At 64.7% G+C, this 14,338-nt stretch carries 12 protein-coding genes; 1 reads left to right on the top strand and 11 read right to left on the bottom strand.

Features of this window, described 5'->3' with window-relative positions; all coding sequences use genetic code 11:
• Positions 1–70: 70 nt before the first annotated feature.
• The 8 genes from ACIPK7_RS03630 to ACIPK7_RS03665 form a co-directional block, all read right to left on the bottom strand.
• Complete coding sequence (locus ACIPK7_RS03630) at positions 71–373, bottom strand: ribbon-helix-helix domain-containing protein (RefSeq protein ID WP_275608579.1); 303 nt, start codon at positions 371–373, stop codon at positions 71–73.
• Between the two features lie 33 nt (positions 374–406).
• Complete coding sequence (locus ACIPK7_RS03635) at positions 407–988, bottom strand: DJ-1/PfpI family protein (protein ID WP_138216007.1); 582 nt, start codon at positions 986–988, stop codon at positions 407–409.
• Between the two features lie 90 nt (positions 989–1,078).
• Positions 1,079–2,743 carry a GMC family oxidoreductase gene (locus ACIPK7_RS03640; RefSeq protein ID WP_401085339.1) on the bottom strand — a complete coding sequence of 555 codons (1,665 nt, stop codon included), beginning with the start codon at positions 2,741–2,743 and terminating at the stop codon, positions 1,079–1,081.
• Positions 2,744–2,818: 75 nt separating this feature from the next.
• Complete coding sequence (locus ACIPK7_RS03645; protein WP_401085342.1) at positions 2,819–4,036, bottom strand: mandelate racemase/muconate lactonizing enzyme family protein; 1,218 nt, start codon at positions 4,034–4,036, stop codon at positions 2,819–2,821.
• On the bottom strand, positions 4,033–5,328 hold the full coding sequence (locus tag ACIPK7_RS03650; protein WP_401085345.1) for a nitrate/nitrite transporter: 1,296 nt from the start codon (positions 5,326–5,328) through the stop codon (positions 4,033–4,035). The genes ACIPK7_RS03645 and ACIPK7_RS03650 overlap by 4 nt, the downstream gene beginning before the upstream one ends.
• 106 nt (positions 5,329–5,434) lie before the next feature.
• Positions 5,435–6,856, bottom strand: coding sequence for an aldehyde dehydrogenase (gene aldA, locus ACIPK7_RS03655; protein ID WP_401085348.1), 1,422 nt, complete (start codon positions 6,854–6,856; stop codon positions 5,435–5,437).
• A 257-nt stretch (positions 6,857–7,113) separates the two neighbouring features.
• Positions 7,114–8,052 carry a LysR substrate-binding domain-containing protein gene (locus tag ACIPK7_RS03660; protein WP_401085351.1) on the bottom strand — a complete coding sequence of 313 codons (939 nt, stop codon included), beginning with the start codon at positions 8,050–8,052 and terminating at the stop codon, positions 7,114–7,116.
• A 53-nt stretch (positions 8,053–8,105) separates the two neighbouring features.
• Complete coding sequence (locus ACIPK7_RS03665; RefSeq protein WP_401085612.1) at positions 8,106–9,257, bottom strand: hypothetical protein; 1,152 nt, start codon at positions 9,255–9,257, stop codon at positions 8,106–8,108.
• Positions 9,258–9,493: 236 nt separating this feature from the next.
• On the opposite strand from ACIPK7_RS03665, the gene ACIPK7_RS03670 reads away from it, so the two are divergent.
• Positions 9,494–10,369, top strand: coding sequence for a LysR substrate-binding domain-containing protein (locus tag ACIPK7_RS03670; RefSeq protein ID WP_401085354.1), 876 nt, complete (start codon positions 9,494–9,496; stop codon positions 10,367–10,369).
• A gap of 32 nt (positions 10,370–10,401) precedes the next feature.
• Here ACIPK7_RS03670 and ACIPK7_RS03675 read toward each other — a convergent pair whose 3' ends face one another.
• The 3 genes from ACIPK7_RS03675 to ACIPK7_RS03685 form a co-directional block, all read right to left on the bottom strand.
• Positions 10,402–11,763: an MFS transporter gene (locus ACIPK7_RS03675; RefSeq protein ID WP_192430840.1), complete on the bottom strand. Its 1,362-nt coding sequence runs from the start codon at positions 11,761–11,763 to the stop codon at positions 10,402–10,404.
• Positions 11,764–11,859: 96 nt separating this feature from the next.
• Positions 11,860–13,299 carry an NAD-dependent succinate-semialdehyde dehydrogenase gene (locus tag ACIPK7_RS03680; RefSeq protein WP_401085357.1) on the bottom strand — a complete coding sequence of 480 codons (1,440 nt, stop codon included), beginning with the start codon at positions 13,297–13,299 and terminating at the stop codon, positions 11,860–11,862.
• Positions 13,296–14,330, bottom strand: coding sequence for an aldo/keto reductase (locus tag ACIPK7_RS03685; protein ID WP_401085360.1), 1,035 nt, complete (start codon positions 14,328–14,330; stop codon positions 13,296–13,298). The genes ACIPK7_RS03680 and ACIPK7_RS03685 overlap by 4 nt, the downstream gene beginning before the upstream one ends.
• Between the last annotated feature and the right edge of the window lie 8 nt (positions 14,331–14,338).

Here is a 14,338-nt window from a genome sequence, read left to right on the forward strand (position 1 = left end):
TCGCGAACTGCCCAGCTCAAGTGCTGCCGGGAAACCTGTTCGCGAGCAAGCTCGCTCCTCCGAAAAGCGGTCAGGCGCTGCGCGGCACCCGGTTCAGCTCGACGACATTGTCGCGGCGCTGGGCGAGAAAGCGCGTGCAGCTCACCCGCAGGAAGGAGGCGAAGTTCACCACCTCCCCGCGGTAGTCCATCACCTCGTCGTAGAGTTTGGTGATCAGTTGGTTGGTGGTCATGCCGTCCACTTCGGCAATCTCGCGCAGGATGTCCCAGAACTGATTCTCCAGGCGCAGCGTGGTGACCACGCCACGGATGCGCAGCGAGCGCGAGCGCGACTCATAGAGAATCGGGTCGGCCTTTACGTAGAGTTCGCACATGGACGGCTTCTCCAGCTTCTATGACGGGCCAGTTTACAGGCTGATCTTCGTGCCAAGCACGTCGAGGAATTTCGCCAGCCAGGCGGGGTGCGCCGGCCAGGCCGGGGCGGTGACCAGGTTACCGTCGACATGGGCCGCGTCCACCGGGATGTCCACGTACTCGCCACCGGCCAGCGTCACTTCCGGGCCGCAGGCCGGGTAGGCGCTGCAGGCGCGGCCCTTGAGCACACCGGCAGCGGCCAGCAGCTGCGCACCGTGACAGACAGCGGCGATGGGCTTTTTCGCGGCGTCGAAGGCTTTCACCAGTTCGATCACTTTCGCGTTCAGGCGCAGGTACTCCGGGGCGCGGCCGCCGGGGATCAGCAGCGCGTCGTAGTCTTCGGCGCGCACATCCGCGAAGTTGGCATTAAGGGCGAAGTTGTGACCGGGCTTCTCGCTGTAGGTCTGGTCGCCTTCGAAATCGTGGATGGCGGTACGGATGCTCTGGCCGGCCTTCTTGTCCGGGCAGACGGCATGGACGGTGTGCCCGACCATCAGCAGGGCCTGGAACGGCACCATGGTTTCGTAGTCTTCGGCGTAGTCGCCGACCAGCATCAGGATCTTCTTCGCGGCCATCTGGGCATCCTCCCGGCAGGGCCCGGCCGTGTTGGCCGGGCATGCGGGAGAGCTTAGTCAGTGGCGCGGGCAGCGGGTAATACGCCGCTACTACACCGCCACGCGCCGCGCGGGCCTGGTGCTCGGGCGCTGCTCGGCGACCTGACGGGCGTCCTCGAGGATCAGATCGGCGCCCTTCTCCGCCACCATCATCACCGCAGCGTTGGTGTTGCCGGAGGTGACGTTGGGGAAGATCGACGCATCGACCACGCGCAGCCCCTTGAGGCCATGCACGCGCAGGCGGTTGTCCACCACCGAGGTCTGCGGGTCGCTGCCCATGGCGCAGCTGCCACACAGGTGGTAGATCGAGCCGCAGTTCTCGCGGAAGTACTGCAGCATCTGCTCGTCGGATTGGGCCGCCGGGCCCGGCAGCACTTCCTCGACGGTGATCTTCTTCAGCGCCGGGGCGTTCATGATCTTGCGGATCAGGTGACTGCCCTGGATGGCTTCGTCGATGTCCTTCTGCGTGCTGAGATAGTTCGGGTCGATCAGCGCAGCATCGGCCGGGTTCTTCGAGGCGATGCGGATTTCGCCGCGGCTGGTCGGACGGCACGGGTTGAAGCAGAGCAGAAAGCCCGAGTAGGGCTCGGGTTTCAGGCTGGCCTTGTTGCTCTTGGGAATCTGGTACGACAGCGGGTTGAAATACAGCTGCAGGTTCGGGTGCTCCAATGCATCGTCGCTGCGGAAGAAACCGCCGCTCTGGTTCACGCTCATCGACAGCGGGCCCTTGCGGGTCAGCAGGTATTCAAGACCCAGCTTGGCTTGGCCGAACAGCGAACCGAAGTCGTCGTTCAGGGTGCGGATATTGGCCTTGTAGTAGTAGCTGACGCAGAGATGGTCCTGCAGGTTCTTGCCCACAGCGGGTAGTTGGTGGACCTGCGGAATGCTGTGTTGGTCCAGCAGCGCGCGGTCAGCGACGCCGGAGAGTTGCAGCAGCTTGGGCGAATCCACCGCGCCGGCGGCGAGGATGACTTCGCGCTCGGCGCGGAACTCACGCTGCACGCCGCTCTGCTTCACGCTCACACCGATGGCGCGCTGGTTCTCGTCGAACAGCACGCGCTCCACCAGCGCATTGCGCTCGATGTTCAGGTTGGCGCGGTTCTGCGCCGGGTGCAGGTAGGCGAAGCTGCTGGAGCAGCGCTGGCCGTTCTTCGTGTTGACGTCGTAGAGGCCGGCGCCTTCGAAGTCCTTGCCGTTGAAGTCTTCGCTCAGCGGGTAGCCCAGCTCCTGGCAGCCCTTGAGGAAGCTGTCGCAGATCGGATGGGTGTGGCCCTTCATCGGCGTGATCCGGATCGGACCGTTGGCGCCGTGGTACTCGGTGTTGCCCAGCGGGTGCGATTCCAGCTTGCGGAAGTACGGCAGCACATCCTTGAACGACCAGCCCTCGTTGCCGTTGGCCGACCAGTCATCGAAGTCATGGGCCTGGCCGCGCACGTAGATCATCGCGTTGATCGAGCCCGAGCCACCCTGCACCTTGCCGCGCGGCGCATAGAGTTCGCGGTTGGCGAGCTGCTTCTGCGGCTGGCTGTAGTACATCCAGTTGAAGGTGGGGTTGTAGTAGAGCTTGGCGAAGCCCACCGGGATCTTGAACCAGTGCGAGCTGTCCTTGCCGCCAGCCTCCAGCAGCAGGACGCTGTGTTCGCCCGATTCGCTCAGGCGGGCGGCGAGGATGCAACCGGCGGAACCGGCGCCGACGATGATGTAGTCGTATTTCATGGAATGCGTACCGCGGTATTGGGTAGAACCCCGCCCCGCTTTTCTTTGCTGGAAAAGACAGGAGCGGGTCCGGCATCAGCCTTTGGCCGGTGCGTTGTCTTTCACGTCGACGGGGTCCGGGCCCATCTGCAGGTGCAGGCGCTCGCCGGTGTACGGGCTGTGGGCACGCACCACGTCCATGTTCAGCTCGACGCCCAGGCCAGGCTCGCTGGATGGGATGATGTAGCCGTCTTCCCACCGCAGCGGCGTCTTCAGCACCTGCGCGTGGAAGCCGTCCCAAGTGCCGATGCTTTCCTGGATCAGGAAGTTCGGCGTGCAGGCCGCCAGCTGGAAGCTCGCCGCCGCGCCGATGGGGCCGTTATAGAGGTGCGGGGCGATCTGCGCGTAGAAGGATTCGGCCATGGAAGCGATCTTCTTGCCTTCGAGCAGGCCGCCGCAGCGACCGACGTTCATCTGCAGGATCGACGCGCCGCCCGCCTGCAGCAGCTTGAAGAACTCGTACTTGGTGGTCAGGCGCTCGCCGGTGGCGATCGGGATGCTGGTCTTGGCGGCGACCTGGCCCATGGCATCTTCCTGGCCCGGCGGGATCGGCTCCTCGAACCACAGCGGGTCGTACTTCTCCAGGCGCCTGGCCAGGCGGATGGCCGAGGACGGCACCATCTGCCCATGGGTGCCGAACAGCAGATCGCATTTACTACCCACCGCTTCGCGGATCTTGCGGCAGAAGGTCTCGCAGCGATCCAGCACTTCCAGCGACACCTGGTGGCCGGAAAACGCGGTGTATGGGCCGGCCGGGTCGAACTTCAGCGCGGTGAAGCCGAGCTTCATGTTCTCGATGGCGCACTCGGCGGCCAGGTCCGGGTCGGAGTAGTCGTACTCGCCCTGGGCGTTCTTCGGGTACAGGTAGGTGTAGGAGCGCAGGCGCTCGTGGACCTTGCCGCCGAGCAGTTCGTAGACCGGCTTGTTCGCGGCCTTGCCGATGATGTCCCAGCAAGCCATTTCCAGGCCGCTGACGATGCCCATCATGGTCAGGTCGGGGCGCTGGGTGAAACCGCTCGAATAGGCGCGGCGGAAGAAGCGTTCGATGTGGTGCGGGTCCTGGTTTTCCAGGTAGCGGCCGAACACGTCCTCGATGGCCGGGACCATGACCCTGGGATGGAAGGTGGCGGCGTAGATCTCGCCGACGCCTTCGATGCCGCAATCGGTCTTCAGCTTGACGAACAGCCAGTACATGCCACCGACGTGGGGCGGCGGGACGGCGACCACATGGGTTTCGAGGGAGACGATCTTCATGCTTGTTTCGCTCTCTTCTGGATGCGCTTGTTCAGGATCAGGGTGGCGACCACGCCCAGCAGGCCCATCACCACGACGTAGGAGAAATAGATCTGGTAGCCGACGAAGCCGGGGAAGCGGTCAGTGATCCAGCCGTTGAGCAGCGGCAGGTAGGCATCGGGCGAGTAGCCGATGACCGAGATGATGCCGATGGCCAGGCCGGTGACGCGCAGCGGGATGCGGCAGTCGTCCAGCACGGCCCAGTACAGGCCGCGGATGGCGTAGGTCATCAGGCCGATGAAGATCACCAGGAAGATCAGCACGCCGAGCACATGCAGGCTCGGCAGCACGATCAGGCCGATCATGCCCAGCGCGGAGAGCAACATCGCCCAGGTCAGCACGCCGGCCTTGGAGAAGCGGTCACCCAGCCAGCCACCGCCGATGCCGCCCACCGGGCGCATCCAGAGCTTGATGGTGGTGATGACGCCAGCAGCGGTGGCGGAGAGGCCGAAACCGCCTTCCTGCAGGTAGGCCGAGAAGCTGTAGGTGGCCCAGAAGAAGTGGTAGCCGCAGAAGACGATGGCGGTCACCAGCCAGAGTTCGGGAATGCGCAGAAGCGTGCGGAAGTCTTCCAGCAGGTTGCCCTTTTCGGCGCGGGACTGCTTGCCGTTCTTCTGCGGATCGCGCACCAGCATCAGCGCGGCGCCCAGCACGATGCAGAAGATCGCGTACATATGGATGACCAGTTGCAGGCCCTGGGCGTTCTTCTCACCACGGGTCTCGGTGACGTAGGCGAACAGCGCGATGGCGATAGTCGCCAGCAGCGCCTCGACCAGCCCGCGGCCACCGTCGAGCACACCGAAGAAACGCCCCTGCTCATCTTCGCCGGCGAGCATCTTCACCCGCTTGATCAGCGCGGCCCAGAATGTCAGGCCGGTAGTGACGCCGAAACCGCAGAAGATCACCAGCAGCGTGTCGAAGCCCGGCAGCATGGCGTACCACATACCGAGCAGGCCGGTGCCGATCAGCGAGAAGCTGATCAGGAAGCGCGGTGACAGGCGATCCGCCAGCCAACCGCTGGGCAGGTAGCTGAGCAGGAAGGCGGTGCCGAGGATCGAATAGAGGTAGCCCAGTTCGCTGTTGTTGATCGCCAGCGCCTCGAGCATGGTGCTCTGATACACCTGGCGCAGATACAGCATCGGGTAGATCGCCCCCGCCGCGAGCACGAGCAGTGCGAGCTGGATGTAACGGGTGAGGTTGGCGTTAGCGGGCACGGCCATGGGCATGGCTTCTGCACTTATTGTTTTTTTCATCATGCATCTCGCAGCCGGCTCGGTCGCCGGCAACTGGTCGGAACAGCAGTGGGAGTGACGGAGCCCAGGCAGTGGGCCCCGTGGGTTGGATCAGCAGATCAGCGAATCAGAACTTCAGGACCACGAGGCGCGTCTGGGTGAACTCCAGCATCCCGTGCTTGCCGTCGTCGCCGCCCAGGCCCGAGCGCTTCCAGCCGGCGTGGAAGCCCTGGTAGGGGTCGGCGGGCGTGCGGTTGATGTAGATCTCGCCAGCCTCGATGTGGTTGGCGACCTTCATGGCGTTGCGGTAGTTCTCGGTGAACAGCACCGAGGACAGGCCGAACTGGTGGTCGTTGGCCATGGTCAGCGCGTCGTCGAGGGTCTCGTAGGACAGCACCGGCAGCACCGGGCCGAAGATTTCCTCCTGAACGATCTCCATGTCCTGGCGGCAGCCGCTAAGCAGGGTCGCCGGATAGAAGTGGCCGGCGCCCTCGGGCAGCACGCCGCCGCACTCCAGCACGGCACCTTCGGCCAGCGCGCGCTGGACCTTGGCGTGCACGTCGGTACGGGCGCGGCCGTATTGCAGCGGGCCCATCAGGCTGGCGTCCTCGGCACGGTTGCCGATGCGCACAGCGGCCATCTTCTCGCGCAGCAGGGCGAGGAAACGGTCATGCACGCTAGCCTGTACGTAGACGCGCTCGATGGCAGTGCACAGCTGGCCGCAGTGGGTGGTCTTGGAAGCGACAATGGCGGCGACGGCCTTCTCCAGGTCAGCGTCCGCCTCGATGATCGCCGGGGTCTTGCCCCCCAGTTCCAGCGACGGCTTGGCGATGTTGGCCTTGCAGTAGTCGAGCACGATGCGGCCGGCGCCGACGCTACCAGTCAGAGTGATCAGGCCGATCTGCGGCTGCTGGCAGAGCACGGCGGCGACGTCGTGGTTCATGGTCAACACGTTCAGTACGCCGGCGGGCAGGCCGGCTTCCTCGGCGCATCGGGCGATCTCGAAGGCGGAAGTCGGGGTGTTGTTGCTCGGGCGCACCGCCACGGTGTTGCCGGTGATCAGCGCCGGCGCGACCTTGCGCAGGAAGGTGTAGACCGGGTAGTTGAACGGGATCAGCGCCGCGACCACACCGATCGGTTCGCGCTGCAGCAGGATGGTTTCGTCGGTGGAATCGCTGGGTATGACTTCGCCTTCGATGCGACGCGCCCATTCGGCGTGGTAGCGGGTGATCTGGCCGGCGTAGAAAGCTTCGCTGCTGGCGTCGGCCAGGCTCTTGCCGGACTCGGCGGCCAGGGCGGCGCCGATGCGCTCGGCGTTGCGTTCCAGAGCTTCGGCGAAGCGGCGCAGGTGCTCGCCACGCTCGATGGCCGGCAGGCGGGCCCAGCTGCGCTGGGCGCGGGCGGCGGCTTCGACGGCGTTGCGCACATCGGCTTCGGTCGCAGCCGGCACCTGGGCGACCTGCTGCTCGGTCGCCGGGTCGAACACGGCGATGTGGGCGGAGGAGGCGTCGGCGAAACGGCCGTCGATGAAGTTTCGATCTGTACGCATGGTCATGTCCTGTCGTTCAAGCAAGGCTTCGGGCCGGTGGCGGCCCCACGTAACGACAAGGTGCAGGTTGGCTCATGCAGGCGACAGGCAAGGCGGCGCAGGCAGGAAGGTGACTCTTGTCGTTATCGGTTGGCCGAAGTTTCGACAGCCGCCCAGGTCGCGACAAGCGATTAATAGACCGCCATAACATGCAAAAAACGCAGGTTAGTGCGCGTAGGAAAGTCGTCACGTCCTACAGGAAATGACTACGGATTCGTTCAGGGAAGACTGACGAAGGAGCCCGATCCCGCCAGGTTGCGCTCGGTCATCCACACCTCCTGCTGCAACCATTCATGGAAGCGCTGAACGTGGGGCGGCAGCTCCTGTTCCGGCCGGCTGACCCACCAGTAGGACTGGTGACCCTGCACCTCGACGTCGAGCATCTGCACCAACTGCCCCGCCGCCAGTTCACGGGCGACCATCTGCCGGTCGGCGATAGTGATGCCCAGGCCGTCGATGGCCGCGCGGATGGCCATGTCCAGGAGGTCGAACTCGTAGCCGCCCTGCAGGTCGACGCCCTGGATCTTCGCCGCATCCAGCCAGTGGCGCCAGGTCAGGAAGCGCTGGTCGTCGCGCGCCAGCACATGCAGCAAAGTCATGCTGCGCAGGTCGATGTCCTGCTCCTCGCGCTGCGCCAGCAGGTTGGGCGCGCACACCGCGATGTGCCGCTCGTGCATCAGCAGCGAGCTGTCCAGGCCGTCCCATTCGCCGTTGCCGAAACGGATCGCGCAATCCAGCGTGCTGCTCTGCGCAAGGCTGTCCTGCAGGTTGGTGGTCAGGCTCACTTCAAGGTCGGGGTGCGCCTCACGCAGGCGCGACAGACGCGGCAACAGCCAGCGCAGGGCGAAGGTGGGCGGCGCGTTGACCCGCAGGCGGTTGAGGTGGTGGCGCTGCTGGATACCGCGCACCGTCAGCTCGATGCGGTCGAATGAGAGTTGCAGCGCACGCAGCAGTACACGCCCAGCCTCGGTCAGCTCCAGGTGATGATGCCGGCGCACCAGCAGGCTCTCGCCCAGTTGTTCCTCCAACTGGCGCACCTGGCGGCTGACCGCGCTCTGGGTCACGTTGAGCAGCTCGGCCGCACGGGTAAAGCTCCCGGTGCTGCCGGCGACTTCGAAGGCCTTCAGCGCATTGAGCGCCGGAATCTTGCGTTTCACCCACCCTTCCCTGCCCACCGGCCGTCACCGTGCGGGCTTCGTCTGCGCGCTGATCAGAAGTAATAGCCGATGTTGGCGTACAGCTGATTCTCCCAGTGGTCGGTGCCACCTTCGGCCAGACTCCGGGTGTAACTGCTGCCACCGATATACGGGTCGTTGCGGCCGTTGAGCCATTCCACGGCGATGTACACCGACTTCACCGAGAAGGAGGTACCGAGGATGAAACGCTCGGAGGTCTTGAAGTCATCGGCGGATTTGTCGAAGGCGCTGTAATTGCCATAGACCTTCACGCCGCTGACCCAACCATCAAGGAAATTTCCGGGAATGCTGTAGCTCAGGTCGCCGACGTATAGGTTACCGCGGCTGGCAACATTGAAAGTACCGTCGTACCCACCGAATGTGACTACCTCGTCGCTACCCGGATTCCTAGGCGACATCTGCTGGCGGGCAGCTTGCAACTGCACGCCCCATGGGCCGTTCTGTCCCATGTAGTGGACGGCGTAGGCATTGCGCCGGCCGTCGTTGCCGGTGTCGCGGTTTTCCAGGCGCGAGGTCAGCGCGGAAGCGCCCACCTCGGCTTTCCAGTCGCCCAGCTGCAACGAGCGCGCCACGCGGCCGACCAGGATCTGTCGTTCCTTGTTGCGGTTGCCGTCGGCGACATAGCTGTCGGCATCGGTGACCACAGTGGAATAGCTGGCGCCGTTGCTGGTGCCGTTGCCGGCCCACGCTGGCCGCGCATAGGCGCCGAGCTGAAAGTTCCAGCCGCCCTGCTGCTGAATGTACTTCACACCGACATCGTTGACGTCTTCCAGGCCAACAACGTTGCCCAGGGTTTCGTAGAAGGTGCTGCCGAAGTAGGGCTGCAGGCCGAAGGGAATGCTGTTGAGGCCGACCTGCACCTGTTTGTCCGGATCGAACTTGTAGCCGATCCACGCGTACTCGGCGAAGTTCACGTCGCCAAAGTGCTGGGTGTACTGGTAGGGATAGTCCTTGCCGTACCACCGGTAACGCGCCGCGCCGATCCAGGTGTCGGAGGTGTAGGTGACGCGCAGCATCGCGGTATCGATGCCGAACTTCTCGATGTCGCGGTCCGGGTCATGATCCCAACGCGCACGCACGGCGCCGCCGATGTCCAGGTTGTCGGTCACCGGTACGGCGATGGCGGTGGAGCTGAGGGCGAAGAGTGCGGGAAGCAGGAACGGCAGGTGGAGTCTGGCCACGTTGAAGGTGCCTCGGCTGGTTTCTTGTCGTTATGGGAGTCGCCCGCGCCCGGTGCTCCCCGGTGCGTGAGCGCGGCCGAAACTAGCCCTTGGCCGAGCCGCCACACAAACGACTAAATCGCAACCCAAACCCGAGAAAAACGCATACTCCAAAAGCATCGCCATCGCTAGAATCAGCGAAAAAAGCCCGCGCCCCGAGCGTACTTCCGGATGGCCCCGCCATGCGTAATCTGCCGCCCTTGACCATGCTCCGCGTTTTCGAAGAAGTAGCCCGCCACCGCAGTTTCAATCGTGCGGCCGATGCACTGAACGTCACCCAGGGAGCCGTCAGCCGGCAGATCAAGCAGTTGGAGGAATACCTCGGAATCAGCCTTTTCCTACGCACACCCCGTGGGCTGACGTTGACCGAAGTCGGCAGTGCCCTCGCTCCGCACCTGGGCGAAGCCTTCGACCAGATCGAACGTGCGCTGCAGGCCGTGCGCGTGCCCAACCTGCGTCAACGCCTGCGCATCCTCGCTCCACCGACCTGGGGTACCCGCTGGCTGTCGCCGCGTCTGCGCAGCTTCCTCAAGCGCTATCCGGACATCAACCTGAGTGTCACCAACCACCTGGACGGCGAGAATGCCGGCGAGCTGGACTGCCGCATCCGCTTCGGCCTGGAGCAGGCCGTCCACTGCCACAGCGAGCTGCTGGTGATGGAACGTCACATCGCCGTGGCGAGCCCGGAGCTGTTCGACGGAGAGCAACCACCGGATCTCAATGCCCACCCGCTGCTGCACATCCTGCATGAGGGCAAGCGCCTGCGGGTCTGGGAAAACTGGCTGGAAGCGGTGGGTCGTAGCGACGTCGATGCCGCCAGCGGTATCGAGTTCAGCACCCTGGACCAGGTCATCCACACGACCCTGGCCGGGGGCGGACTGGCGGTGATCGACCGGCAGATGATCGAGCGGGAGCTTCTCAGCGGAAGCCTGCTGCCGATCACCCCCGTCGAAGTGATCGGTCCCTACGGCTACTGGCTGGATATCGCGACTGACCGGCAGGGCCTGTCGAAGGTACAGCGCTTCCAGGACTGGTTGAGTCTGGTCAGCAATCCCTGAGCGTCAGCAACGCCCAGGGAGCGCTGGCTGCATCAAGCCACGCTGGCGACTTTGCCCGGCGATGCCGGCGCCGCAGCGTCCTCCTCCGCGCGACCGCAATCGGTGAGGGTCAGGTACTTGGTTTCCGGCGCCCAGGCGATGGAGATGATTGCGCCCAGCAGCAGGATGCCGGCGAGAATCGCCATGGTCGGGTTGAGCCCGATGCCTGCCACGCTGACCGGCAGCAGGAAGGTGCTCAGTGCCGAGCCCAAACGGCTGGCCGCCGTCGCCAGGCCGATTCCGCCGGCGCGTACTTCAGTGGGGAAGCTTTCCGCCGGGTAGACGCCGACCAGGTTGCTCACCGCCGACAGCACCAGGGTGAACAGGCCGAAGCACGCGACCATCAGCCAGGCCATGCTGCCCGGCAGCAGCACCAGCAGGAACAGCGAAGCGGCGAGGATCAGGAAGGAGTTGATGAGGAAGCCGCGGCGACTGAACTTGATGGTGCACCAGATGCCCAGCAGCGCGCCGACGATCAGTAGTGCGTTGAGCATCATCTCGGTGCCGAAGCCTTCGGACAGTCCCATCTTCTGCAGGATCGACGGCAGGAAGGTGTAGATGGCGAAGTACGGCATGACGATGCAGATGAAGAACAGGCAGTTGAACGCCGTGCGCTTGCGGTATTGCGCGCTGAACAGCGCCTTGTAGCCGCTGTGCTTGCGATTGATGACTTCCTCGTCGATCTCCACGTTGGCGCCCAGGTGCTTCCTGACGATGGCGCGGGCTTCTTCGATGCGGCCCTTGTAGACCAGCCAGCGCGGCGACTCGGGGGTGCCGATACGGGCGATCAGGATCATCGCCGCCGGAATGGCCGAGGACGCCAGCATCCAGCGCCAAGCGTCATCGCCCAGGGACAGCATGGCCGTGCCGACGAAGGTGGCGGCGACGTAGCCGAAGGTCCAGATCACGCTGAACGAGCCCAGCAGCACGCCACGGTGCTTGCGTGGCGAGAACTCGGCGAGCATGGCGTGGCCGACGCTGAAGTCGCCGCCCAGGCCGATGCCGATCAGCACCCGGCAGAGGAACAGCTGCATCGCGGTTTCCACATAGAACTGCATCACCGATGCAGCCGTGATCAGCACGAAACTGATGAGGAATATCTTCTGCCGGCCGAGGTGGTCGGAAATCCAGCCGAAGAACAGGCTGCCGAGGAACAGGCCGAACAGCGCCGAGCTGCCGATCAGGCCCTGCCAGAACGGCGTCAGCGCCATCTGCGGATTGATCAGGGTAAAGGCGATGCCGATCAGGCCGAGGATGTAGCCATCGGTGAAGTGGGCGCCGAAGGTGAGGCCGGCGATCTTGATGTGGAACCTGCCGATGGGCAGGTCATCGATTTTGACTGGTTGACCCGACATGATCGTCTCCGAGTTTTTGTTATAGGAAACACCGCGAGGTTGAACCACCGCGCCCTTGGCGGCGCGGCGGATGAGGCAGAACTCCTTTGGGGCGCGTCAGGCAGACAGGCCGCCCATGAGCAGGTACTTGATCTCCACGTAGTCCTCGATGCCGTATTTCGAGCCTTCGCGGCCCAGGCCCGATTCCTTGATGCCGCCAAAGGGCGCCACCTCGGTGGAGATGATTCCTTCGTTGATGCCGACCATGCCGGCTTCCAGGCCCTCGGCCATGCGCCAGACGCGGCCGATGTCGCGGCTGTAGAAATAGGCGGACAGGCCGTAGGGCGTGTCGTTCGCCAGATTCAGGACTTCAGCCTCGTCGCGGAAGCGGAAGCAGGCGGCGACAGGGCCGAAGGTTTCCTCACTCGCGATGAGCATTTGCGGATTCGCTTCGGCCAGCACGGTGGGCTCGTAGAAGGTGCCACCCATTGCATGGCGGCGACCGCCACAGAGTACCCGTGCGCCCTTCTCCACCGCGTCACCGACGTGTTGCTCGACCTTGGCCAGCGCCGCTTCGTTGATCAGTGGGCCCTGCTCGGTCTCGCCTTCCAGCGCATTGCCCACCCGCATGGCGCGCACGGCTTCGGTGAGGCGCGAAACGAAAGCCTCGTACACCCTCTCCTGGATGTAGAAGCGATTCACGCACACGCAGGTCTGTCCGGTGTTGCGGAACTTCGACGCCATGGCGCCGCGCACGGCGGCCTCGATATCGGCGTCATCGAAGACGATGAAGGGGGCGTTGCCGCCCAGCTCCAGCGAGACCTTCTTCAGCGTCTCCGCCGCCTGGCGCATCAGCAGCTTGCCGGTGCGGGTCGAGCCGGTGAACGACAGTTTGCGCACCGCCCCCGATGCCTGCAGCGCGCCGCCGATGGCCGGGGCGTCGCCAGAAACGATGTTGAACACGCCCGGCGGGATGCCCGCTTCTTCCGCCAGCACCGCGAGGGCGAAGGCCGACAGCGGGGTTTCTTCCGAAGGCTTGAGAATCATCGTGCAGCCGGCGGCCAACGCCGGACCGACCTTGCGGGTGACCATCGCCAGAGGGAAGTTCCACGGAGTGATCGCCGCGACCACGCCGATCGCCTGCTTGATGACCACGATGCGCGCATCCCCCTTGTGCGAAGGGATCACATCGCCGTAGACACGTTTGGCTTCCTCGGCGAACCACTCGAGGAAGCTCGCCGCATAGGCTACTTCGCCCTTGGCCTCGGCCAGCGGCTTGCCCTGCTCGGTACTGAGCAGGCGCGCCAGATCGTCCTGGCGCTGCAGCATCAGCTCGCCCCAGCGGCGGATGCGCGCGCTGCGTTCCTTGGCAGTCAACGCGCGCCAGGCCGGCAATGCGCGTTCGGCGGCGGCGATGGCGGCGTTGGTTTCCTCGGCGCCACCACGGGCGACTTCGACGATCAGCGCACCGGTGGCCGGGTTGCGCACCGGATAGGTCGCGCCACCGGTCACCCATTGGCCGTCGATATAGTGGCCGGTCTTCAGCAGCTCGCTCATGCCACCGCCTCCGTCAGCGCGAAGGCTTCGCGCATGGGCCGGGCAGCACGCAGGATGCGCTTGCCGGCGGTGTAGTCGTTGATCACGTCGCAGGGCGTGTAGTTGCGCTCCAGCTCGTGGATTTCCTCATCATCCAGACGGGTTTCCAGTGCAGCCAGCGCGCTGTCGAACTGCGCGGTGGTGTCGGCGCCGACCAGCATGCAGTCCACGCCCGAATGCTGCAGGACCCAAGCCTGGGCGATCTGCGCGTTGGACACGCCGCGGCGCTGGGCCACGCGCTGCACGGAGCGGGCGATCTCGAAGGAGGCTTCGTCGGCGTACATCTGCTGCGTGAAGAAGTCGGTCTGGTTGCGCGTGGAGTTCGCATCGCCGGTCAGCAGGCCGCGCGCCAGCGGGCTGAACACCGAGACGCCGAGGCCCTGGTCGCGGCAGAACGGGATCATCTCGCGCTCTTCCTCGCGGTAGGCGCAGTTGAGCTGCAGCTGCATGTTGATCGGCTTGACCCAGCCGTTGCGCTCGCAGGCCATGAGGATCTTCGCCAGCTGGCCGGTGAGCATGGTGGACACGCCGATGTAGCGGGCCTTACCGGCGCGGACGATGTCGTTCAGCGCGCCCATCACCTCTTCCACCGGGGTGTTCACGTCGTAGAAGTGCAGCATGTAGATGTCGACGTAATCCATGCCCATGCGCTTCAGGGAGGCATCGATGCCATCCATGATGTGCTTGCGCGAATGGCCGCTGGCGTTGATGCCGGGGCGGGTGCCGTAGCCGACCTTGGTGGTGATCACCACGTCCTCGCGACGCACCAGGCGCTTGAGGATGCGGCAGACCACTTCTTCGCCGACGCCGGCGGAATAGAAGTCGGCCAGATCGATGAAGTTCACGCCGGCATCCAGCGCATGCTTCACGATCGGCTCGCTCCTGGCCTCATCGAAAATCCACGGTTTCCAGTCCGGGGTGCCCATGTTCATGGTGCCCAGGCACAGCTTGGACACCTGCAGGCCGGAGTTGCCGAGACGGATGTATTCCATGGTGCGGA

The sequence above is a fragment of the Pseudomonas sp. NPDC086581 genome, assembly GCF_044746165.1.
In the GTDB taxonomy this organism is placed as follows: domain Bacteria; phylum Pseudomonadota; class Gammaproteobacteria; order Pseudomonadales; family Pseudomonadaceae; genus Pseudomonas.